This window comes from Nonomuraea diastatica (genome assembly GCF_004349015.1).
Taxonomy (GTDB): Bacteria; Actinomycetota; Actinomycetes; order Streptosporangiales; family Streptosporangiaceae; genus Nonomuraea; species Nonomuraea diastatica.
The window spans coordinates 1-20,089 of the sequence record NZ_SMKP01000098.1; the positions used below are offsets into that span (position 1 = coordinate 1).

29 protein-coding genes and 4 pseudogenes are annotated in these 20,089 nt (G+C 68.5%); 22 read left to right on the forward strand and 11 right to left on the reverse strand.

Annotation, left to right across the window (positions count from 1 at the left end; translation table 11 throughout):
• A partial coding sequence (locus E1294_RS29880) for a phosphotransferase (protein ID WP_165977544.1) occupies positions 1 to 306 on the reverse strand: 306 nt, incomplete at its 3' end.
• A 261-nt stretch (positions 307 to 567) separates the two neighbouring features.
• Here E1294_RS29880 and E1294_RS29890 point away from each other — a divergent pair.
• From E1294_RS29890 to E1294_RS58230, 15 genes and pseudogenes are all read left to right on the forward strand, one after another.
• Positions 568 to 810 (forward strand): hypothetical protein, encoded by a 243-nt coding sequence (locus tag E1294_RS29890; protein WP_181958574.1) that lies wholly within the window; start codon positions 568 to 570, stop codon positions 808 to 810.
• Between the two features lie 100 nt (positions 811 to 910).
• Positions 911 to 1,183, forward strand: a complete 273-nt coding sequence (locus E1294_RS29895) for a hypothetical protein (protein ID WP_132513907.1) — start codon at positions 911 to 913, stop codon at positions 1,181 to 1,183.
• Between the two features lie 158 nt (positions 1,184 to 1,341).
• Complete coding sequence (locus E1294_RS29900; RefSeq protein ID WP_132513909.1) at positions 1,342 to 2,199, forward strand: phosphotransferase; 858 nt, start codon at positions 1,342 to 1,344, stop codon at positions 2,197 to 2,199.
• Between the two features lie 709 nt (positions 2,200 to 2,908).
• Positions 2,909 to 3,067, forward strand: a complete 159-nt coding sequence (locus tag E1294_RS56140) for a helix-turn-helix domain-containing protein (RefSeq protein WP_246083364.1) — start codon at positions 2,909 to 2,911, stop codon at positions 3,065 to 3,067.
• On the forward strand, positions 3,051 to 3,260 hold the full coding sequence (locus E1294_RS56145; protein ID WP_246083370.1) for a hypothetical protein: 210 nt from the start codon (positions 3,051 to 3,053) through the stop codon (positions 3,258 to 3,260). The genes E1294_RS56140 and E1294_RS56145 overlap by 17 nt, the downstream gene beginning before the upstream one ends.
• 58 nt (positions 3,261 to 3,318) lie before the next feature.
• Positions 3,319 to 3,984, forward strand: a complete 666-nt coding sequence (locus E1294_RS29910) for an SRPBCC domain-containing protein (protein ID WP_246083365.1) — start codon at positions 3,319 to 3,321, stop codon at positions 3,982 to 3,984.
• 130 nt (positions 3,985 to 4,114) lie between these two features.
• Entirely contained in the window at positions 4,115 to 4,606 is a 492-nt protein-coding gene (locus E1294_RS29915) for an SRPBCC family protein (protein WP_132513911.1), read from the forward strand.
• Between the two features lie 856 nt (positions 4,607 to 5,462).
• Complete coding sequence (locus E1294_RS58225) at positions 5,463 to 5,723, forward strand: Mu transposase domain-containing protein (protein WP_425465232.1); 261 nt, start codon at positions 5,463 to 5,465, stop codon at positions 5,721 to 5,723.
• Positions 5,724 to 5,994: 271 nt separating this feature from the next.
• A pseudogene (locus E1294_RS54805) lies at positions 5,995 to 6,232 on the forward strand (ATP-binding protein); the annotation flags it as partial.
• A 243-nt stretch (positions 6,233 to 6,475) separates the two neighbouring features.
• Positions 6,476 to 6,682: a TrkA C-terminal domain-containing protein gene (locus E1294_RS29930; protein ID WP_246083366.1), complete on the forward strand. Its 207-nt coding sequence runs from the start codon at positions 6,476 to 6,478 to the stop codon at positions 6,680 to 6,682.
• A gap of 207 nt (positions 6,683 to 6,889) precedes the next feature.
• Entirely contained in the window at positions 6,890 to 7,105 is a 216-nt protein-coding gene (locus E1294_RS29935; protein WP_132513915.1) for a hypothetical protein, read from the forward strand.
• A 149-nt stretch (positions 7,106 to 7,254) separates the two neighbouring features.
• Entirely contained in the window at positions 7,255 to 8,100 is an 846-nt protein-coding gene (locus E1294_RS29940; RefSeq protein ID WP_132513917.1) for an NAD(P)H-binding protein, read from the forward strand.
• A gap of 7 nt (positions 8,101 to 8,107) precedes the next feature.
• Positions 8,108 to 9,031 carry an SDR family oxidoreductase gene (locus tag E1294_RS29945; RefSeq protein WP_132513919.1) on the forward strand — a complete coding sequence of 308 codons (924 nt, stop codon included), beginning with the start codon at positions 8,108 to 8,110 and terminating at the stop codon, positions 9,029 to 9,031.
• Positions 9,032 to 9,110: 79 nt separating this feature from the next.
• Positions 9,111 to 9,380, forward strand: a complete 270-nt coding sequence (locus tag E1294_RS58755; protein WP_484213985.1) for a cation:proton antiporter regulatory subunit — start codon at positions 9,111 to 9,113, stop codon at positions 9,378 to 9,380.
• Entirely contained in the window at positions 9,377 to 9,892 is a 516-nt protein-coding gene (locus E1294_RS58230) for a glycosyl hydrolase 115 family protein (RefSeq protein WP_425465233.1), read from the forward strand. The genes E1294_RS58755 and E1294_RS58230 overlap by 4 nt, the downstream gene beginning before the upstream one ends.
• Before the next feature lie 234 nt (positions 9,893 to 10,126).
• Here E1294_RS58230 and E1294_RS58235 read toward each other — a convergent pair.
• The 6 genes and pseudogenes from E1294_RS58235 to E1294_RS29990 all read right to left on the reverse strand — a co-directional run.
• A pseudogene (locus tag E1294_RS58235) lies at positions 10,127 to 10,414 on the reverse strand (MBL fold metallo-hydrolase); the annotation flags it as partial.
• Between the two features lie 91 nt (positions 10,415 to 10,505).
• Positions 10,506 to 10,715, reverse strand: coding sequence for a hypothetical protein (locus E1294_RS29965; RefSeq protein WP_132513923.1), 210 nt, complete (start codon positions 10,713 to 10,715; stop codon positions 10,506 to 10,508).
• 294 nt (positions 10,716 to 11,009) lie between these two features.
• Positions 11,010 to 11,342, reverse strand: a complete 333-nt coding sequence (locus tag E1294_RS58240; RefSeq protein WP_132513925.1) for a TetR-like C-terminal domain-containing protein — start codon at positions 11,340 to 11,342, stop codon at positions 11,010 to 11,012.
• A gap of 82 nt (positions 11,343 to 11,424) precedes the next feature.
• Positions 11,425 to 11,622, reverse strand: coding sequence for a hypothetical protein (locus tag E1294_RS29975; RefSeq protein WP_132513927.1), 198 nt, complete (start codon positions 11,620 to 11,622; stop codon positions 11,425 to 11,427).
• Between the two features lie 415 nt (positions 11,623 to 12,037).
• Positions 12,038 to 12,319: a hypothetical protein gene (locus E1294_RS29980; protein WP_181958575.1), complete on the reverse strand. Its 282-nt coding sequence runs from the start codon at positions 12,317 to 12,319 to the stop codon at positions 12,038 to 12,040.
• 410 nt (positions 12,320 to 12,729) lie between these two features.
• Positions 12,730 to 13,632 (reverse strand): LysR family transcriptional regulator, encoded by a 903-nt coding sequence (locus E1294_RS29990; protein WP_132513929.1) that lies wholly within the window; start codon positions 13,630 to 13,632, stop codon positions 12,730 to 12,732.
• Positions 13,633 to 13,820: 188 nt separating this feature from the next.
• Between E1294_RS29990 and E1294_RS29995 the strand changes: the two genes are divergently transcribed.
• A complete protein-coding gene (locus E1294_RS29995; RefSeq protein ID WP_132513931.1) occupies positions 13,821 to 14,126 on the forward strand; it encodes a DUF1330 domain-containing protein in 306 nt (101 codons plus the stop codon).
• 178 nt (positions 14,127 to 14,304) lie between these two features.
• On the opposite strand, the gene E1294_RS30000 is transcribed toward E1294_RS29995, so the two are convergent.
• Positions 14,305 to 14,706, reverse strand: a complete 402-nt coding sequence (locus E1294_RS30000; protein WP_132513933.1) for a heavy metal-responsive transcriptional regulator — start codon at positions 14,704 to 14,706, stop codon at positions 14,305 to 14,307.
• Between the two features lie 95 nt (positions 14,707 to 14,801).
• On the opposite strand from E1294_RS30000, the gene E1294_RS30005 reads away from it, so the two are divergent.
• Positions 14,802 to 15,251, forward strand: a complete 450-nt coding sequence (locus tag E1294_RS30005) for an alkylmercury lyase (RefSeq protein WP_132513935.1) — start codon at positions 14,802 to 14,804, stop codon at positions 15,249 to 15,251.
• 601 nt (positions 15,252 to 15,852) lie between these two features.
• On the opposite strand, the gene E1294_RS54820 is transcribed toward E1294_RS30005, so the two are convergent.
• The 3 genes and pseudogenes from E1294_RS54820 to E1294_RS58245 all read right to left on the reverse strand — a co-directional run.
• Positions 15,853 to 16,194: a serine integrase family protein gene (locus E1294_RS54820; RefSeq protein WP_220448012.1), complete on the reverse strand. Its 342-nt coding sequence runs from the start codon at positions 16,192 to 16,194 to the stop codon at positions 15,853 to 15,855.
• Positions 16,188 to 16,595, reverse strand: coding sequence for a recombinase family protein (locus E1294_RS54825; RefSeq protein WP_425465234.1), 408 nt, complete (start codon positions 16,593 to 16,595; stop codon positions 16,188 to 16,190). The genes E1294_RS54820 and E1294_RS54825 overlap by 7 nt, the downstream gene beginning before the upstream one ends.
• A pseudogene (locus E1294_RS58245) lies at positions 16,569 to 16,700 on the reverse strand (zinc finger domain-containing protein); the annotation flags it as partial. The gene E1294_RS54825 and the pseudogene E1294_RS58245, both read right to left, overlap by 27 nt.
• A gap of 417 nt (positions 16,701 to 17,117) precedes the next feature.
• On the opposite strand from E1294_RS58245, the gene E1294_RS30015 reads away from it, so the two are divergent.
• From E1294_RS30015 to E1294_RS56165, 5 genes and pseudogenes are all read left to right on the forward strand, one after another.
• On the forward strand, positions 17,118 to 17,393 hold the full coding sequence (locus E1294_RS30015) for a hypothetical protein (RefSeq protein ID WP_132513937.1): 276 nt from the start codon (positions 17,118 to 17,120) through the stop codon (positions 17,391 to 17,393).
• A gap of 51 nt (positions 17,394 to 17,444) precedes the next feature.
• Positions 17,445 to 18,005: a PadR family transcriptional regulator gene (locus tag E1294_RS30020; protein WP_132513939.1), complete on the forward strand. Its 561-nt coding sequence runs from the start codon at positions 17,445 to 17,447 to the stop codon at positions 18,003 to 18,005.
• Between the two features lie 11 nt (positions 18,006 to 18,016).
• Positions 18,017 to 18,772: a VOC family protein gene (locus E1294_RS30025; RefSeq protein ID WP_165977545.1), complete on the forward strand. Its 756-nt coding sequence runs from the start codon at positions 18,017 to 18,019 to the stop codon at positions 18,770 to 18,772.
• A gap of 91 nt (positions 18,773 to 18,863) precedes the next feature.
• Positions 18,864 to 19,476, forward strand: a pseudogene (locus E1294_RS58250) (IS701 family transposase); the annotation flags it as partial.
• 38 nt (positions 19,477 to 19,514) lie between these two features.
• Positions 19,515 to 20,051, forward strand: coding sequence for a hypothetical protein (locus E1294_RS56165; RefSeq protein WP_246083368.1), 537 nt, complete (start codon positions 19,515 to 19,517; stop codon positions 20,049 to 20,051).
• Positions 20,052 to 20,089: the final 38 nt, after the last annotated feature.

The window sequence follows — 20,089 nt, forward strand, 5'->3', positions numbered from 1 at the left end:
AACCCACGTCATCACGGTCCAGTGCTTGGGGAAGCGCTCGGACGGTTCGCCGAACCGCACCGGGGTCGGCACCGGGAGCGGCAGGCGCGGGGCCAGCACGGGTAGCCACCGCCGCTCCTTGAGCTGAAGCTCCGGGGTGGAGTCCATGCGCTGCATGCGCACGGCCAACTCGTCCCCGAGGCGCCACATTTGGTTGCCCCAGCCGCCCGCCACCTCGCGGATGGCCAGCCCTGCAAGGTCTGGATGTTGCTCCTGCAGCAGGTCGCGGACCAGGTCTGCGGTGATCTCGATATCGGTGTCGGTCATGCGAAGTCACAGTACTGAGGCGGCAGGCGGAGCGGCCCTCGCTCTCCGGAACATCTCGCTGTCATTCCTCTGGCATCGCCAATTCGGACTTCCTGCCCCAGCACCACCAACAGCGCCAACAGATCCTGCACATCATCTCCGCCGCTGAAGCCCGCAGCCACCAGCGCATGGTGGAGATGAACCAGCAAATCCTGACTAACCTCGGCCGCATCGTCGGCGCGCTGCAGGACGACGGCGAGCCCACGCGGCAGGAGGCGTCCGATGCCGGCTGACAACACCCGCTACTTGATCACTGCAGCCAAACAGCGGCACGAACTCACCCGCTTCAAGGTGATCCAGGCGCCGCGCGAGCTCGACAGCACCGGCGCCGTGGTCACCTTCCAAACCGTCGCCCAAAAGGCCTCGGTCGCCCGTTCCTGGCTCTACACCCAGTCCGACGTCCGAGCTGAGATCGAGCGGCTTCGAACCACAGCCCGGGCCCTGCTGAGAGCCGCTGTGGCATAGGACCGTCTCTACGGTTTGAGGGGATTGACACCCACGCCCTCCGCCGACACCGGCAATAAACCGAATGCGCGGAACCGACCGGGTGGTGTTGCATACAGACGTGACCGGCGGACCCCTCGCGCTCATCCAGGAAGCAGTCGACCGCACGCGGGTGCTGACGCAACGCCGGCCGCCCACCGGACGAACCCGCGACCGCGTCGCCGACGACCTCGGCAGCATCGCCACCGGCGACGCCCGCCGCTTCGACCCCTTCCCGCTGCTGCGCGCCCTCCCGAGCAGGCCGACGCGCTCGCGTCCGCCCTCGCCGCGGCCGGCCGCCGGCTCAGCGGCGACGGCTGCAGCACGGCGCTGCCTCGGGGTGATCCGGACGTGAGCGCCCTCCTTGACCGGCCCCTGACGGCACGGGACGACGACGGCCTCGGGGTCCGCTATGTCCGGCCGCGCCCACCTGGTCACGACGCGTCAGACGCTCGGCCGGCCCAAGGGCCTGCGCCGCACACATCAACTTTGGCAGGGAGAGGCACCGAACACGTGAAGGACACCGAGATCCCGCGGGCGGTGGCCGCGGCCGTCGACACGGCCGCCGAGTACGGCCTGGGCGCCGACGACGCCGCTGTGCTGCACAACTCGAACCGGATCGCCGTCCGGCTGCGGCCCAGCGGCGTGCTCGCCCGGGTCGCGCCCCTCACGCACCGCCTCGACTTCGAGGTCGAGATCGCCCGTCGCCTCGCCGGGACCGGAAGCCCGGTGGCGGGTCCCGATCCGAGGGCCGAGCCCCGCGTCCATGTCCGCAACGGCTTCGCCGTCACCCTCTGGACCTACTACGAGCCCACCGCCGCACCCGAGAACCACCCGCCCGCCGCCTACGCCGACGCCCTGGCCCGGCTGCACGCCGGCCTGCGCCGCGTCAACCTCGCCGCACCGCACTTCACCGACCGCGTCGCCGACGCCCTCCGGGTGGTCGAGGACCCCGCCGTCAGCCCGGACCTCGGCGCCGCGGAACGCGCCCTGCTGACCGACACCCTCCACGGAATCAGCCGCGCGATCCTGGACCGCGGCACGCGGCAACAGCTCCTGCACGGCGAACCGCACCCCGGCAACCTGCTCGCCACCGCGGACGGACCGCTCTTCATCGACCTGGAGACCGCCTGCCGCGGACCCGTCGAGTTCGACCTCGCGCATGCTCCGGAGGACGTCGCCGCGCACTACCCGGGCGCCGACTCCGGGCTGCTCGCCGACTGCCGGATCCTCAGCCTCGCCCTCGTGGTCTCCTGGCGTTGGGACCGCGACGACCAACTCCCCGACGGGCGCGGAAGGGGCCGGGAGTGGCTCGCCCAGCTGCAGGCCGCCCTCGACCGCCGGGAGCACGCCGCCGGTGGCGGCCGCTGAGCGGCCGCCACCGGCGCCCTCACCGCGGCGGGGCCGGCTATGTCGGTCTCACCCGACACCGGATGCCGGTCTCGTTCGACACCAGCATGGATGAGGGGTGTCGGATGTCGATGGGCGTCGACACCACGGGTGTTCCGCCGGGGACCGGGCCCAGCCTCGATGGCTTCTACCACCGTAGAGGTGACGAGGGGATTGCCACCATGATGCCGAAGCCGACTATGACCAAATCGTGCGGACCATCGAGACCGCAACGACCGCTGTGCTGGGCAGAGGTCAACGCCGATGAGTTCCTGGTCTGGTGACCTAACGTGATCGGCATCGGAAGGGTCGACCCGCGAGATGAGGCGTATGCCAAGTGGCTGATCGCCGCTGAGACGGTGGGTGCTATCCAGCATGTTGACCGAGTCGCCGTGGGATGGCGTCCGGGTCGCCGCAGGTCGAAGTGCGCGCGCTCGCCGACGAGTGAACAACGCGGGGATCCGAATCCGCCCGGTGCGGATCCCTCGCGGAGCCAGGCCATGGCGCGTTCGATGGTCCAGAGGGGCGGGCCCCCGACGCCACGAACGCAAGGCAGTCATCCACCTTCGCCAGCATCCTCCGCACTCATCTGCTACCGCGGAATCCGCGAACGAAGACGAACTCTAAGCCGAACGTGGGTCAGGATGCCAGTACTGACTTATATAGGCGGAGACTGGTACGATCCTGGCTCGTGCACGCGTTCGACATTCTCGGCGACCCGGTGCGCCGGCGCATTCTGGAGCTGCTCGCCGACGGTGAGCAGACCTCTGGCGCGATCACGGACGTGATCCGGGCCGAGTTCGGACTCTCCCCAGCCGGCTGTCTCACAGCATCTGCGCGTGCTGCGTGACAGCGGGTTCGCGTCGGTGCGGGCTGAGGGCGCTCGCCGGTTCTACGCCGTCGAGTCCGCGCCGCTGAGCGAGGTTGACGCGTGGTTGGGCCGGTTTCGCCGGTTGTGGGAACAACGCCTCGACGCCCTGGGAACCGAGCTGGCCCGGGGCAGGCGTGCAGCTCGGACTCCGGCTGGTGGTGAGCCCACATGACCGGCCGAGTCCGGCACCGATGCAGACAAGGCAGATCCATCAGCGAAGGGAACATGACATGAAAGATGTATTGGACGAACTGGCCGCCGCGCACCGGGCAACGGGCAAGGGCAGCGTGCCCGCCGGCGACGCGTACACCATCGCGGTGCGGCGTCGATACGAAGCGCAGATCGACGACGTCTGGGACGCCGTTACCAGCCCCGAGCGGCTGCATCGCTGGTTGAAACCGGTCACCGGGGATCTGCGGCTTGGCGGGAAGTTCGAGTTGGACGGCGGTGAACACGGCGAGATCCTCCGGTGCGAGCCGCCGCGTCTGCTAAGGGTGTCCTGGCTCTACGGGCCGGACGCCGACGCCTGGCCCGGCACGAGCGAGGTGGAAGTGCGCCTGGTCCCGGGCCCGACCGGCGACACCGACTTCGAGCTGATCCACGCAGCGGTCGTCGGGGAGCCCCTCTTCCCGGCCTACGGCCCCGGTGCCGGCGGCGTTGGCTGGGACCTGGCTCTCCTCGCCCTGGCCCGGCTGTTGGCCGGTGGCGAGACCGCCGACCACAAGGGGTTCAGAAGTCGCCCGAAGGGCGCGAGCTCATCCGGCGCAGCGCCGCGGCCTGGGGACAGGCTCACCTGGCCGCCGGTGGCGAACCGGAGCACGTCGCGGCCGCAGTCAAGGCCACCACCAAGCTCTACGCACCCGACCCGGCCTGACATCCCCGCTGCGGTGGGCTGACCGGCACCCTTGGCGCTGGCACCCCCCGATGAGAATCGTCAATCGCGAGACGGATGTCAGACCCCTCCGTCGAGGAGCAGGACGAGCAGCACTACAGCATGTTGTCCCACACCTGGAAGGAATGCGTGCCATGAAGTACACCAACTCGATCGAGATCGCCCTGCCGCGGGAGAAGGTGGCCCAGCTGCTCGCCGACCCGGCACACATGCCGAAGTGGCTGCGGGGCCTGGTGCTGCACGAGCCGGTGAACGGGATACACGGGCAGCTCGGTACCAAGTCGCGGGTCGTGATGCAGTCGGGGCAGCGGAAGATCGAGTGCACCGAAACGATCACACGCCGGGATCCGGCAGACCTGCACGGGATCCCGAAAGAGAGCGTCGTTCACTTCGACCGCGAGATTGTCGGCGCGGGCATGTGGAGCGTCGTGCGGGATCGGCTGACCGAAGCCAATCCGGACACGACGCTCTGGGAGAGCGAGAGCGAATACCGGTTCAGCAGCCTGCTGATGCGGCTGGTGGGGCTTCTCATGCCCGGCTCCTTCCACAAGCAGTCGCAACAGCACATGCAGGATTTCAAGGCGTTCGCCGAACAGGGGAAGGATGTCCGCGAAGGGAGAAACTGATCTGCCGCAAACAGCAACGAGAATCTCCGACGGCGATCGGCCGCTGCTTGGAGCGCCCGGTTGCGGGATCTTGGGGCGTGATCATCATCAGGCACTTGCGTTCCCACGTTCGGGTTCCTGGTGGGCGATCCCATCCGGGTGGGACGCGTCTGGTTCAGCCGCCGAGGCGGTTCTGACGTCATGGCTCGCGATGCGCGTCCGTCCCGTGTCGACCTGTACGCCGCGATACGTCGTGACGCGAAGGCGGGGTTGTCGAAGCGGGCTCTACAGCGCAAACACGGCGTCGGGTACGGCACCGTCGCCGCCGCGTTGGAGTCGGCGTGGCCCAAGCAACCGAAACCACCACCGAAGCGGGGATCCCGGCTCGACGCCTACCGGGACGTGATCGACGCCGGGCTGCGCGACGACCTGGACGCCCCAAGGAAGCAGCGGCACACCGCGAAGCGGATCTTCGACCGGCTCGTGGACGAGCACGACGCCACCGGGGCCGTGTCGTACGGGATGCACCGGATCAGTGCCTCGGCTGGTCAGGAGGCGTTATTCGAAGGCCATGCCCACGCATTCCGGATCCTCGGCGGCGTGCCGGCGGGGAAGATCAGGTACGACAACCTCAAGGCCGCCGTCGCATCGGTCATCGGGTTCTCCAGGCAGCGGGTCGAGGCAGACGGCTGGACCGCATTCCGGTCCCACTACGGGATCGAGGCGTTCTACTGCCAGCCCGGCATCACCGGGGCGCACGAGAAGGGCGGGGTCGAGGGCGACATCGGTTGGTTTCGCCGCAACCACCTCGTCCCTATGCCCGAAACCGACTCGATCGAGGACCTCAATGCCATGGTCGATGCCTGGGACGCCGCGGATGACGAACGGCGGATCGCGTCGCGTGCCCACACGGTCGGAGCACTACGCCACCGAACAATGGCTCCTCACGCCACTACCCACGAAGCCGTTCGAGACTGGTCGTTGGTTCACCCCGCGTGTGGATCGTTTCGCGCAGGTCACGGTCCGGATGAACAAGTACTCCGTGCCCGCGCGCTACGTCGGCCGGCAAGTCCGGGTGCTGCTACACGCCTCCCGAGCTGGTGGTCTACGACGGCCAAACCGTCGTTGCTCGGCATGAGCGGTTGATGACCAAAGGCGGAGCACGGCTCGACCTGGACCACTACCTGGAGGTGCTGCTCCGCAAGCCCGGAGCGCTCCCCGGTGCCACCGCGCTCGAGCAGGCCCGCAAGGCGGGCAGGTTCACCCCGATCCACGACGAACGGTGGGCTGCCGCCTGCAAGACCCACGGCGACGCCGAAGGCACCCGGCACTCATCGAGGTCTTCCTGCTACACCGCCACCTACCCCACAAGCACGTCGTCGCCGAACCAGCGCCGAAGACTGAACAGGCTCGACCGCCGCGGAGCCGAGAACCTCTTCCAGATCCTCACGGAGCGCGAGGAGAAAGCCTCCGTCGCGATCGCCTCCAACGAGTCCTTCCCCAGATGGCTGGACCAAGACCTTCACCGACCCCAGACTTTGCGTCGCCATCGTCGACCGGCTCACCTTCGGCGGCACCATCATCCATACCGGCACCGACTCCTATCGACTTGCCCACACCACCCGGCAGCTCGCCGAACGGCCGTAGAACGGCTCCGAAGTGGTGTCGAACGAAACCGACATCCCTACCCCGTCTGGCACCCAAGTGGTGTCGAACGAGACCGACAAACTGTGTCAGACGAAGCCGACATAATCACGGGGCCGCCCACGCCGCGGCGAACAGCTCCGGCAGCTGTGGCGGGACAGGAGATCTCTGGTGGGTTGGGTGGGGTCGGCCTGTGGGACCACGCCCCACCGACGCGGGCGAGACCGTCTCAAGTGCCTACCGCCTGTGCCGCGCGCACTGGGGGCATGGCTACGCCTCATCCCGCTCGGCCAGTCCCGACTCCGGCGCAAATACGGTCTGACCGTGGTGGCGGTCAAATGCGTGGGCGAGGAGTTCACCTACGCCACGGCGGACACCGAACTCGGTTACGGCGATGTCATCATCGTCTCCGGCCGTATCCAGGACATCGAACGCTTCTCCGGTCTTTCGTAGCCGCCAGCACCGCAGCCGGCACCGCGTGCCTTGCTCGGCTGGTGATCACGCGCCGAAAGTCTTGCGGGCAGAACGATCATGTGGATCTCCCGGGCGGGAACCAACGTGCGCGGGGCGGGTGATGGCCGCGGTGTGCAGCCGCCACCAGGCACATGCAAGGAGCGTTCCTTCTGGTCCGCGCGCCATTGCTCTGTCGTCGTCTTCGGCGTGACCGCGCGCGACAACGCCCCGATCAGCTTTCTGGCAGTTCACCTGGTACGGGCTGGCCGTCACCGTCGTACCAACGCCGCGGCCATGCCGGGGCTGCGACGGCGCCACCCCGCTGATTGCTTTCAGGAAATCCTCGAAATTCTCACGTTTGCGGAAAAGCGCATGTCGGAGCCCCTCTCGTCGGCTTCGGGCTGCGTTGCGGACGGTGGCTGATCGACGCATTTCCGCACGTCAAGGCAAACATGAACGTCATGTTCACATTTGCTGAAAAGTGAGCCGAATAGTAAGAATGAAGGCCGATTCACGCCGAGCTCCCCGGACAGGGCTTCCCTTGGCGTGCGCAGGTTCATAAGGAGGAACAAATGCCGATTTTGGTCACTGGAGCAACCGGGACCGTTGGGCGCAGCCTCGTCCGGCAACTCCTGCGGGACGGGCAGGAGGTGCGAGCGCTGACCCGCTCACCGGAGAAGGCGGCGCTGCCGCCGGAGGTCGAGGTCGTGCGCGGCGACTTCAGCGACCCCGCGAGCCTCGTCCCCGCGCTGCGAGGGGTGGACCGTATGCATCTGGTGGCCATCGACGGCTACGGGCCGCTCACCACCGGAGCGAAGATCATTGAGCTGGTGGAGCAGGCCGGGGTACGGCGGCTCACCCACCTGGGCCACAACGACCCCAGCGCTCCCGACGACGACCCGATGGAGGCCGACCATCGCGCACTGCACCGCGCCATCGAGGGCTCCGGCTTGGAATGGACCCACGTGTTCCCCGGTGAATTCATGGCCAACACCCTGGACTGGGCGCGCTCTATCAAAGCCGAGAGCGTGGTGCGGGGGCCGTTCGGCGCCTGGACCAACGCCATGGTGCACGAGGCGGACATCGCCGCGGTTCTGAAGGCCGCGCTTGTGGAGGAGGGCCACGTCGGTCGCACCTACTGGCCCACCGGACCCGAGCCGGTACGGCGGGTGGACGCGGTACGCCTCATCGGCCAGGCGATCGGACGCGAGGTACGTTTCATCGAGCTCACTCCCGAACAGGCCGGCCAGGAATGGAAGGACGTCTACCCGCCCGAGGTGATCGAGTGGTTCCTGCAGCTGGGCGACCATCTGAACGACGCCGATGTGCCGATCTCGCCGGACGTGGAGAAGGTGACCGGCCGCCCCGGCCGCACCTTCGCGCAGTGGGCCGTCGACCACGCCGGCGACTTCCGGTGAGGTCACCGTGACCGTCCTGGTGACCGGCGCAAGGGGAAACATCGGCCGCCACGTCGTGGCGGAGCTGCTGGCCCGCCGCATCCCCGGGGTGCGAACCCTCATCCGCCAAGGGCTCACGACCGAACCTGCTCGCCCCCTTCATCCGGTACGAGCGTCCAGCAGCCCTTACCCGACCAGCCTGCCCACGGCCGCCCGCCAAGGCCGTGACGCCACCGGGATCACCTGGCCGTCCGGCCTGGTACAGGTCGTCGAAGGCGATCTGACCCGTCCGCAGACCGTCGCCCCGGCCCTGGACGGGGCCGAGCTGTTGTTCCTGTTCCCGGTGCCGGAGACAGCGGCGGAGATCGTCGAGCTGGCCGCAGTCGCCGGCGTCCGCCGCATTGTCGCGCTGTCGTGCGGCTCGGCTGGTCACGGCGACGAGCACCACCTCGCCGTCGAGCGGGCGCTGGCCGCCTCGCGGTTGGAGTGGACGTGCCTGCGGCCGTACGGGCTGATGTCCAATGCGCTGCTATGGGCCCCCGATGTACGCGCCAACTCGGTGGTCCGCGCTCCCCACGGCCGCTTCTGCTACCCGCACGTCCACCCCGCCGACGTCGCCGCCGTAGCGGTATCGGCGCTGCTGGAACGGCGACACGTCGGCGCCATCTACACCATCTCAGGCCCTGAAGCGCTCACCCAGATCGACCAGGCGCGGCTGATCGGCGAGGCGATCGGCAGACCGGTTCGCTTCCAGGAGCTGAACGACCGCGAGACCCACGAGCTGTGGCAGTCATGGGGATGGTCCGCCGAGGAAATCGACCTGGAGCTCTACGTCCAGTCGGAGTTCGTGCAGGTGCCGGCTCCACTCGGCGCCGTCGTCGACCACCTGCTAGGACAGCGGCCACGCACGTTCGCGCAGTGGGCTGCCGAGCATGCCACCGCCTTCCGCTGATGTCCGTCTGTGTGACTGGGGTCGCATGATGGCGTGGCACGGTTGCTACGGTGTGCGCCACGTATGGGCGGCCGGACAGATGAGGCAGAGGGTGGAGATCGAGCAGACGGCGTTGCCGGGGATCGGGCTGCGGCACGAGCTCACCACGCGCTTGGGGCGGCGGATCGGCGTGGTCTCTCACCGGACCGGCCGCCGGGATCTGGTCGTCCACGATCCGGAAAATCCTGATCACGCAAGGTGCGTGGCGAGGGTCAGGTCCTGCCATACGGTGACCCGGCCGAGGCTGTCGTCGAGACCGGCTCGCGCGTGCACGTCGCGCTCGATGTTCGATGGTGGCGTCACGAGATGAACGATCTCTACAACGCCGGGCTGAAGGATCACATCCCCGGCGACGTGACCCTGACGTGGGCCGAGGACAACCAGGGCTATCTGCGCCAGGTGCCCACGCGGACCGAAGCCGCCCGGTCCGGCGGGACCGGCGTCTACTACCACATCTCCTACATCCAGCCGTACCTGGCCGTAGGGCTGGACGTGCTGCCAGAACAGCGGGGTCAACCCGCGCCGGTCGGCGGGCTTGAGCAACGCGGCCCACTCGGTGTCGGCCAAGACGTCCTGCAGCATCAGCGTGTTGATGTATTCTCTGAACTAATTGATGGCTTGCTCGGGTTGATGCTGATGATGCGACTGGCGACGTCGCGGAATGTCGGGATGCCGAGGTTCACGGTGGCGGGCGTGCCGGGCGAGTTTCTGTTCCGCTCCGGCGAGGCTGACCTTGAGTCCTTCGACTCGCCCAGCGAGTTTTCCCGTTCGGCCCCGGCGATGCGGGCGAGCAGGTTGTCGCGGATGTCCACGATGCGTTGACGCCGGCCCGGGTCCGGCCGGAGGAGGCTGCAGCGTAAACAACTGTGCTCGTGAACGCAGCCGGTGCCGTAGGCGCGGCCGCAGTCGCCCATGGCGACGCGCCGGCGTTCGAAATGGCCCAGAAACTCCTCCCATTCTTGATCGGTGGGAGCGCGGTATTCCTCGCTGGGGCGGGTTGCGCGGCGGCGGGTGATGAGGGTGCGGTGGCCGTTGATGACCTCCTTGGGATAGTCGGCCTTGTAGCCCATCGTGGCTGCTGGTCGAAGCGTTGCCGTTCACCGAGCCGCCCGCTGATGGGACGGCCGCCTCGGTCACGACTGCCCACCCGACGTGGTCGGTGTGCAGATGCGTGAGCACCACGGCGTCGGCCGCGCCCGGGTCGTAGCGGTCGGCCTCAGCCCACTGAGCGGCCGTGGCCTCGGGGAAGGCCTCGGCGCGCGCGGAGAAGAACGGGCCCTCGCCGTCGGCGAGGGCGAGGATCTCGGTCGAGCCGATCCGGAGGCGGGGAACGCTGAGGGTCATGGCCGCGATGCTGCCATGCCTTGCACGCGGGTGATGACTCGCCCCATGCCGTGATGATCCCGGTGTGGGGCGAGGCGAACTCTCAGATGTGTCACTTCCATAAGGAGATGGCCGGACCGTCAGGTTCGAGTGTTACGTTTCTGGACGGAGAGCACCCATGACGTTCATCTACGAAGGCCAGCGGCCGAAGGTCTTGCGAGCGCAGGTCGACGGGAAGGACGGCTACGTCCTGCTTCCCGATCAGGACGACGGTGAAGTCGGTGCCCGCCTCGATCTGCAGCGCGTACACTCCTGCGGCCATGCGCGGCATGGTGCCGGACCCTGCCGCTTACGTCTCCCGGCAGGCCAGGCATTTCCGGGCTCGCGTCCACTCACCTTGACCCGTGCGGTGCGGGCCTGGACGGCCGACATCGGTCGGAGCTTATGGAGGCGGCCCGGGCGGCCGGGGTCATTTGGGACGCCTTGGCACCCGGTTGAAATTGAACCCTAAGCCTCCCGCCGCAGGTCAGTGGGCGATGCGAAGGTGCGGTTGCAGTGTCGTGCGATTCACCCCCGGCCCGCACGGACCCTTGACAGAGCGCACTCCTACAGCCGCTCAGTCCCCGGTGTGCTGGCTGATGACGACGTCGACGAGTGTGTCGGTGAACTCCGCGGACGGGCTTTGGCCGGTGACGAGGACGCGGTAGTAAATGGGCCCGACGATCTGCTCGACGGCGAGGTCGACGTCGAGGCCGGGATCGAGTGCGCCGCGGGCGACCGCGCGTTCGAAGGGCAGCCGGTCGTAGCCACGTTGCCTGCTGAGATGCTCGAAGCGCAACCGGGCGGCGAGTGCGGGGTCGTGCTGAGCTTGCGCGGTGAGTGCGCGGAAGACCGCGCCGGCGTGGGACTCGGTCAGGAAGCGGGCGATCTCGCGGGCGTGGGCACGCAGATCCTGCCGAAGGTCCGCGGTGTCTGACGGAGCCCGCGGTACCCGCCACCGCCCATGCCGCCACGCAGGCCTCGCAGTTGATTCAGGCCAGCGCCACGGTGCTGACCTGAGGGCCGTTCCACTCGCCCCGCAGCAAGCGGCCCAGGACGGCCGACAAGATCACCACAGTCGGTGAGAACCACGCGGCGATCCCGTCCGCTGCCACCCTGACAGTGTCCGGTACGGTGTCCGACCTGGCCCGGTCCAGTGCCACGTGCGGGTGGTGGTTGCTGTTCGGCATCGCCACCGTCAATGCGGCAAGCAATCGGGCGATGTGGAAGCGACACCACGTTCGCGACTGCACCTACCGCACGGCGAAGCGGTTCTCCCTCACCTACCACCGGATCTATGGGGTGGAGTTGAAAATGTGCGCCGAACGCCGGGGAGCTGAGCCGCCCATCCAGTGCACCGCGGGCAACCCTGCCTGGGAGGACATCTCCATCTCCCCGCATGGATCCTGCTTCGCGCCGCGGAGCAGGATCCACCACCATGGTGCAGACGCAGGCGCGATCTAGCCGACGACCAGGACAAGCTTCTGTGAATCGCACAACCCGCCCAGCAGCTGGATCGCCCCAACCGCGCAAGGTGAGCGGGCGGGCGGCGATCGCCATCCTCGTCGCTCTGCTCCTGGCCCCGTTCGGCCTGGCGTATCTCGGTCACGCCCTGTTCCATCCGTGGGCGTTCACGGTGTTCGACGCCCGATGCAGGACGGTCTTCATGTGGGTCTTGTAGCCGCGGACGGCGAAGTCGCGGTCGTGGGCGTCGGTGAGCGGTGCGCCGTCCAGACCGCTCGCGTCGAGCCAGGCGAGGAAGGTTCGCACCCGGGAGTCGTAGGCGCGTCGGGTGTCGCCATCCAGCGGGGCGCGTTCGAGTGCCGCGGCATAGGCGGCGTGGATCGTGGTGAACGCCTCGGGTGCCGCTTGGTGTTGCCGCCCCACATTGCCCTCGCAATATCAGAAGTGGTTTCGCTGGGCTAAGCGTAGCCCAGGCCGCGATATCAGAAGCTGGCCCTGTGTATGGCTTCTGATATTGGACAGTTATTGGCGTTAAGCATTGACCGACGTCATGGACGCCGTTGACGGCGGGCGTTCCCGCCGGTTACCCGTGCTTGTCCGGTTCGGCGTCGGCGAAGGCGCGGTATCCGCCGAGATCTCGGGCTGGGCGAGGACGTCGCCGCGGTGTACGACTCGGACCGGACCCGGGCCATCATCGGATGCTGATCCGCCGGCGTAGCGAGGTCGTGTCGGACATTCAGCAAGACCGCCGTCGTCATCACCGCGAAGTCCGCCGGGCGCCAGGTCTTCGGCCTCGCCACCGCAGGCGTCCGTCTCGCTTGACCTCTTGCGCGTCAGTCCGACAGCCAGTGCAGCTCGTGCGCCAGGGTTTTGGCGACGGCACGGATGCGGCGGTGAAGCGGCGACTGCTCGCGTGGGAGGACCAGGTGGATCGTCAGGCTGGGCGCGCCCCGCAGCGGTCGCCAGGTGAGACCGGCCGGTTGTGCCGTGACCGCGGCTTCTCCGGCCGGGGCGAGGGTGACCCCGTCGCGCAGGTCGCGCTGAGACATGTCGAAAGAGACTGCGGGCGTGTGGAATCGAGGGTGTGGTCGGGTGTCTCGGAACAGTGCGGACAGCTGATCGTGGATCACGGGGTTGGCCGCACGGTCCGGGAGCCGCAGCGGATACGCGGCCGCGTCGGCGATCTCGATCTCCGGGCGTTCGGCCAGTGGATGATGCTGCGCCAGCTGGACCCCGACGCGCATACGCCGCAGCAGGAACCGGCGCACGCCACGGCCCGGCTGTTCACCGCGGGTGATCCCGGCATCGATGCGGCCGTCGGCGACCGCGGGGGAGATCTCCGGTGTCGCCATCGGGACCGCGCCGACCTCGAGTCCGCTGTTGCCGCGAATCAGCCTGTCCACCAGGGCCGGTGCCGTCTCGGCCCCGGCGCTGAGGCTGTATCCGATGCGCAGCGTGCCCAGTTCACCGGCCGCCGTGCTCCGGGCGGTGTCCCATGCCCGGTCCAGCGCCGCCAGCGCGGGCGGCGCGGACTCCGCCAAAGCCGCACCGGCCGTGGTCAATACGACGCTACGCGTGTTGCGGACCAGCAGGGCCGTACCGAGTTTCGCCTCCAATCGGCGCATCCGGGCGCTGAGTGCGGGCTGTGCGATACCGATCCGTGCGGCCGCGCGGGTGAAGTTCAACTCCTGCGCCAGCACCAGGAAGTATCGCAGGCTCACCGTATCCGGCGCCACGTGCCCTCCCTGCCGATTGATAACGATCCGTTCTGAGTCTATCCCGTACCGGTCTTTCCCTCGACCGCACATCAAGCCCTAACCTGCGCATATGACGATTCAACTGACCGCAGCACCCGTCGCCGGGATCGATCGAACTGAGTGTCAATTCGAAGTCGGACGTGTCCGGCCCAACACAGGAGGTTTCCATGGCTAAGGGCTACTGGGTCAGTGTCTACCCCGCCATTTCCGCCCCTGAGAGGCTGACTGCCTACGACAAGCTGGCCGGTCCGGCTGTCCAGGCTGGGGGCGGGCGCGTCCTGTCCCGGATCCCGTCCCGTGGCGGTCGAGTCGTCGCCCACGAGGCCGGAATCACGCAACGCGTCGTTCTGATCGAGTTCGACAGCTTCGAACAGGCCGTCGCGGCATACGAGAGCGAGGCATACCAGAAGGCGCTGGTGGCCCTCCCCGACGGCTTCGAGCGCGACTTCCGCATCATCGAAGGCATCGACTGACCGGCGGCCCAGCCATCGCTGAGCATCCGTCACCTGATACGCACACGGTGCTGAACGACGACTCACGCAACGAGTTCGAAGCCATGCCCCGCCTCCCAGTTCGTCGTCGACGTCCTCGACGGCCTGATCCCTGTCGGGCGGATCGAAGTGCCACGCCAGGCCGTCACCGGCCGAGGGTTCACGCGGTCGTGGTCAGGATGCGGCAGATTCCCTCAGGTCCGCAGTCGGCCGGGTCGACGTCTTGGGCCCGCTGGTGCAGGTCCTGCAGCGCGGTGCGGGTGGCGAGCAACTCGGCGATGCGTTGATCGACGTGCCCCAGGTGGGTCTCGATCAGTGTGGTGACGTGCCGGCAGGGCGGCTGTCCGGCGTCGCGGATGGCCAGCACGCCACGGATCTCGGCCAGGGAGAGGCCGGCCGCTTGGGCGTCGCGGATGAAGGCGAGACGGTCGGCTGCCTCGGCCGGGTAGTCGCGGTAGCCGGCGGGCGTACGGGGCGGGGCCGGCAGCAGGCCGGCCTGCTCGTAGAAGCGGATGGTCTTGGCAGACAGTCCCGCCGCGGCGGCCAACGTACCGATGTGCATACCCCCAGGCTACGGCCTTGACCTTCCAGCGCACTGGAAGGTCTACCGTCGGACCGGAGACCCACCCGCAGGACGAGAGCAGCAGGAGGCCGGGAATGGAACTGGTGGTGGTGACGGTGCAGGACTGCCCGAACGCGCCCGTGCTGGAGGCTCGCCTGGCCCAGGCGCTGGCCGAGACCGGCGCCGCGGCGGCCGCCACGATTACGCGCCGGACGGTGAGCGACGCCGGGCAGGCGGCGCGCTGGCAGATGCGCGGCTCACCGACGTTGCTGATCGACGGCCGCGACCCATTCGCCGACCCCGCGATGCCGACCGGTCTGGCCTGCCGGATGTATCGCGACGAGCAGGACCGCCTGGAAGGGGCACCGACGGTGCCGGTGCTGGTGGCGGCGCTGCGCCGCGCCCTGGACAGCACGCGCCACCAGGCGCTCGCCCGCGCCGGCGGCCCGGACCCGAACGAGGTGGGGCCCGAGTCAGTGCCCGGGTTGGTGCCGGTGTGGGCCGATGCGCTGGGTCGCGCCGGCCCGCCCCGATCATTTCGCTGAAACAACGCGGCTGCGGCGGGGCTCGGCACGCCACCCGCTGATCACCTCTTGGGACAGGCCGGGAATCTCCCCGCACAGCGGGGTATCGGCACCGCGAGGGCCGGTCTAGCGTGTGCGGCATGGGTGCCCCTGGCCATCTCAGCCCGCGCCCCGCCCGGCGCGAGCACCGGGCGCGCGCGTGATGCTGAGCTGCCAGCACCTGCCCGGCACCACCCTGGTCGCCGTCGGCGGGGAGCTGGACCGCACCAACAGCGGCGAGCTGGCCGCCTATCTCGACCGCGCGTCTGCCGGACCGGCGATACGTGGCGTTCGACCTGACCGAGCTGTCCTTCCTGGACAGCTCGGTCAGCACGTCATCCTGGCGCGGGCACGAGCGTGCGCCGCCACCGGCGCCGGCGTGCACCTGGCCGGCGCCCGCCATGCCCCGCCCGGCTGCTGGCCATCACCGGTGTGCAGGAGCATCTGCCCACGTACGCCACTGTCACAGACGCCGTCACCGCTGGCCTGGTCACCCGCCGCACCTGAGCATCTCACTGCGGCGGGCCGACATCTGACCCGGGGGTCAATACAGCGGAAACGGCCCCACCATACGTGCGCCGCCTCATCGGCCTACCCCATCCTCCCCGTCGGCCAGCACGCGGTAGACACTGGCCACGGAGGGGTGAGCGCCCTTGTTCTTGCCCGCGGGGATGACCAGCTTGCGGGCGATCTCGGGCACTGCGACACCGCGGGCCCGCAGCGTCCGCGCGTAAGCGATCATGTCGTCGTCGAACACCTTCGGGCGGCCGCCGTGGCGGCCGCGCTCGTGCGCCGAGGCCTGGCCTTCGAGGGACTTCTCGCGGATGTACTCCCGCTCGGACTCGGCCATCCCGGCGAAGAACGCGAACAGCGCCGCCCCATGCCCGGACGGGTCGTAGACCCCCTGCAGCGGGCCGGTCAGCAATCCAGCCGACTGTCGGCCCGGCGCAACTCCTCGGCGATGGCCAGGAGTTCGGCCGCGCCCCGGCCCAGCCGCTTCATCTCATGCACCGTGAAGATCACCCGCTGGTGCGGGACGGCCTGCTTGATCGTGCGAGCGAACTCCATCGCCTTGGCGAACTTCGGCCGCACCTTCACCCGGGAGCTGATCTTCTCCGAAAAGATCGGGTCACAGTCCGCCGCCGCCAGGGCGTCGAGCTGGCTCTGCAGCTCCCGCTCGGCCGTGCTGCACCGGGCGTAGCCCACCCGGGTCGGCTTCGTCCCGACAGCAACGGTGGCTCCGATCGCCGGGCCTGCCGTCCAGGCCCGGCCGGCGCCTCGATCGGCTGGGGTGCGCACCTCCGACTCGGCGCGCAGTTGCGGCACGAGCATGAAGCGCGGCGTGTGGTACTTCGGCGCGACCTTGCCGCCCCGGGTACGGCTGGCGCTGCCGGCGGGCGCCTGACAGGTCGGGCAGTCGACCGCTTCGACGGCGGCGGCCGGATCGGCAAGGTCACTCGTGTCGCAGAACCTACCGCGACCAGCATTCTGAGAACGCGGTTTTGCGAGAAGTTATGAGAACGACACGGACGGACAAACCGGACATTGCTCCGTGTGTCGGTTTCCGAGGTCGCGTACACGGATATCAGGAGTCGTCTGCACACGCGCGCTGAGGGGCGGAGTGCCGACGGCGAGTGGGTGGTAGATGGCGGCGGCGAGGTAGAGGCCAGGACTGATGGGCTTCTTGCCGGCGAAGATCCGCAGGCAGCCCGCCTCGGTCAGAGCGGCCAGCTGCCGGTCCAGAAGCTACCCGGCGGCCGAGCGGGTCTTCGGCAACCTGTTGCCGCACCGCCGACCCGCGACCACGAGACCCGATCGGCCGGCTCCGAGTCGATGATCTATTGGTCGATGACCGACGACATGACCCGCCGCTTGACCGGAACGGCCACCCCGACCTGGCGCGATCCCGCACCAGGCGGTCACTTCGGGGCGTCACCCGTAGGGCGGATCGAGTGCCTGATGGCCGGCCGGACGGTGGTGATGGTGGCCCTCCGGATGCGGACGGTCCAGCGCGCCGACCGCATCGCCTTCCTGGACGGTGGCCGGGTCGTCGAGGAGGGTGATCACGAGGAGCTGGTACGCCGCGGCGGCCGCTACGCCGATTTCCTCCACGTGGTGCGGTAAGCTCCCAGTAGCAGCTAGCCAAATTTGGCTAGCGAAGATCGGGAGGGTTCGATGAAGCCGGTACGGCTGCTGGTCCTGGGCGCGCTGCGCAGGCGCGGGCGCGCCCACGGCTACCAGGTCCGCGCGGATCTGGAGTCGTGGGGCGCGCACGAGTGGTCGACCGCCACCTCGGGCTCGGTCTATCACGCGCTCAAGAGCATGGCCGGTCAGGGCCTGCTGGTGACGCACGAGACGGTCGCCTCCGAGGCCGGGGGGCCGCCGCGGATCGAGTACGAGCTGACCCAGCAGGGCGAGCGGGAGTACCTCGCCCTGCTGGGCCAGGCGCTGGCCGACCGCGAGCCGAGCCTGGACGTGCTGGGCGCCGCTGTCGGCCTCATCGAGGACCTTCCCCGGGAGCGGGCCCTGGAGTTGCTGCGCCAGCGGGCCCGCGCCATGCGCGAGTGGCGCGCGAGCATCACCGCGCACCTGCCCGAGGGCACGGATCTGGCGACCTGGGGCCCGGTCGGCGAGGTGCTGTCCCTGTGGCTGAGCACCGCCGACGCCGGCGCCCAGTGGACCGACCGGATGATCCGCCGCCTGGAAGAGGGCGCGTTCACCATGACCGGCGAATAGGAGTTCCCCCGATGGCCAACGAGATCGCCATACCGCTGCTTCCCTGCCGCTCCATCGACGAGATGGTCGACTTCTACACGATGCTCGGTTTCCGCCGGATCTACTACCAGGTCCGGCCGAACCCGTATGCGTTGCTCAAGCGCGAGGATCTCCAGCTGGGCTTCTTCGGCATGCCGGAGGCGTTCAAGCCCGAAGACTCCTACGGGACCTGCGTGATCGTCGTGCCGGACACCGGAGAGCTGTTCGAGGCGTTCGCCGCGGGCATGCGCGCGGCGCACGGCAAGCTCCTGGTCTCCGGCATCCCCCGGATGACCCGGCCGCGCAGGCGGAAGAACGACGGCAACCACTCCGGCTTCGCCGTCATCGACCCCGGCGGCAACTGGATCCGCTTCATGGCCGCCCGCCCCCTGCCGGAGAAGGAGGAGGCCACGAGCAGGCTCACCACCTCGCTGAACCGGGCGGTCGTGATGGGCGACTCCAACGGCAATCACGAGCGGGCGGCCGAGATCCTGGACGGCGCCCTGGAGCGGGACAAGGACATCGCGTCGGCGGCCGAGCTGCTGGAGGCGCTGGTCTACCGGGCCGAGCTCGCCGTCCGCGCCAAGGACCACGCCGCCGCCGGGCACGCCCTGGCCCGGGCGCGCGCCCTCACCCTGACCGAGGCAGAACGCGAGCAGCTCGCCCAGTCCCTGGCGGCCATCGACGACCTCGAGGCCGTGCTAAGGCGTGTCCCGTGGAGGTTTGGTGTAGATCGGTTCGATGTCTGATCGGCTGAACAGAGCTTGGTCATGGTCTTCGACCTGTTCATCGGTAAAGGTGTAGCCGAACGGCCCTGTCCGGCGCGACCATCGTGGGTGCATGGACTTACAAGCTGTCGAGGCGCTGAATGAGGACCTCGAGGCCTTCACCCGCGACATCTTCAAGTACCTCGGCTACCAGGGCCAACGCAGCTATGGCCAGCAGTATCTGCGCGGGTTGTTGCTCGACGGAAGGCGGAAATCAGTGGAGCCGATGGCCCCGCCGGCTGGGCCTGCCCCGGCAGAATCTGGGCCACTTCATCGCCCAGTCCACCTGGCAATACACCGAGGTGATGCGGCGTGTCGCCGAGCGAGCAGTCGCGGTGATCGACCCGGTGGCATGGCTGATCGATGACCACCCCTTCGTCCGGTACGGCCACGGCACCGCGGGAGCGATCGTGCAGCACTGCGGAGAACGGGAGCAGCACCTGTGCCAGGTCGCGGTATCGGTCCATGCGATGTCCGACCTCGGCTCCACACCGTTGCACTGGCGGTTGTTCATCCGCCAGCTATGGGCCGACGATCCTGAACGCCGGGCCAAGACCGGCATCCCATCCGCACTCACGCATCGGACCAAACAGCAGATCGTGCTGGAGTTACTGGACGAGGCCGCCGAATGGGGACTGAGGCCGCCCGTGGTCATCGCCGACAGCGACTACGGCACCAACGTCGCCTTCCGCAACGCACTCACCAGCGCGAGATCCGCTGGCTGGTGGCGGTCAACGGGGACACGACGGTCCTGCCGGTCACCGAAACACCGGTCAGCGCCTGGGCCAAGCGGCGACCTGCCATCGGAGTCAACCAACTGGCCCGAGCCAACCAACGCCGCGCCCGTCGGTTCGTCTACCGTCCCGAGACGGCGGATCATCGCGCCCGTTCCGGCTGGTTCGTCGCCCTCCCTGTACACATCGCCGGGATCATCGAACGAGGACATATCGCGAGAACCGAGCATCGACTTCTGCCCGAGCGTCTGCTGCTGATCCAATGGCGACATCAGGACGACACGGAGGAGTTTCGAGCCTGGATCACCGACCTGCCCGCCGACACCCCGCTGTTCACCCCAGTCAAACACGCGACCAGCCGCTGGTCCATCGAGACCGACTACCGCGAGATGGAACAAGCCCTCGGCCTGGGCGACTACGAAGGCCGCGGCTACGCCGGATTCCACCACCATGTCACCCTCGTCTCCGCAGCCCACCTGTTCTGCCTCGAACAGCGCCTCAACCCAAAAGGAATGGACACGGCCTGAACCCGTACCAGGTCGTGTCCCGCCTCCAGACCACGCTG

Bases quoted from the DNA above. Each gene is read 5' to 3' on its own strand.
- E1294_RS29890 (WP_181958574.1), top strand. From the start codon at position 568: ATGCCGGCTGACAACACCCGCTACTTGATCACTGCAGCCAAACAGCGG.
- E1294_RS29910 (WP_246083365.1), top strand. From the start codon at position 3,319: ATGAAAGATGTATTGGACGAACTGGCCGCCGCGCACCGGGCAACGGGC.
- E1294_RS29915 (WP_132513911.1), top strand. From the start codon at position 4,115: ATGAAGTACACCAACTCGATCGAGATCGCCCTGCCGCGGGAGAAGGTG.
- E1294_RS58225 (WP_425465232.1), top strand. From the start codon at position 5,463: ATGACGAACGGCGGATCGCGTCGCGTGCCCACACGGTCGGAGCACTAC.
- E1294_RS29940 (WP_132513917.1), top strand. From the start codon at position 7,255: ATGCCGATTTTGGTCACTGGAGCAACCGGGACCGTTGGGCGCAGCCTC.
- E1294_RS58755 (WP_484213985.1), top strand. From the start codon at position 9,111: ATGAGGCAGAGGGTGGAGATCGAGCAGACGGCGTTGCCGGGGATCGGG.
- E1294_RS58230 (WP_425465233.1), top strand. From the start codon at position 9,377: ATGAACGATCTCTACAACGCCGGGCTGAAGGATCACATCCCCGGCGAC.
- E1294_RS29965 (WP_132513923.1), bottom strand. From the start codon at position 10,715: ATGGCCGCAGGAGTGTACGCGCTGCAGATCGAGGCGGGCACCGACTTC.
- E1294_RS29975 (WP_132513927.1), bottom strand. From the start codon at position 11,622: ATGCCGAACAGCAACCACCACCCGCACGTGGCACTGGACCGGGCCAGG.
- E1294_RS29995 (WP_132513931.1), top strand. From the start codon at position 13,821: ATGGCTAAGGGCTACTGGGTCAGTGTCTACCCCGCCATTTCCGCCCCT.
- E1294_RS30000 (WP_132513933.1), bottom strand. From the start codon at position 14,706: ATGCACATCGGTACGTTGGCCGCCGCGGCGGGACTGTCTGCCAAGACC.
- E1294_RS30005 (WP_132513935.1), top strand. From the start codon at position 14,802: ATGGAACTGGTGGTGGTGACGGTGCAGGACTGCCCGAACGCGCCCGTG.
- E1294_RS30015 (WP_132513937.1), top strand. From the start codon at position 17,118: ATGACCGACGACATGACCCGCCGCTTGACCGGAACGGCCACCCCGACC.
- E1294_RS30020 (WP_132513939.1), top strand. From the start codon at position 17,445: ATGAAGCCGGTACGGCTGCTGGTCCTGGGCGCGCTGCGCAGGCGCGGG.
- E1294_RS30025 (WP_165977545.1), top strand. From the start codon at position 18,017: ATGGCCAACGAGATCGCCATACCGCTGCTTCCCTGCCGCTCCATCGAC.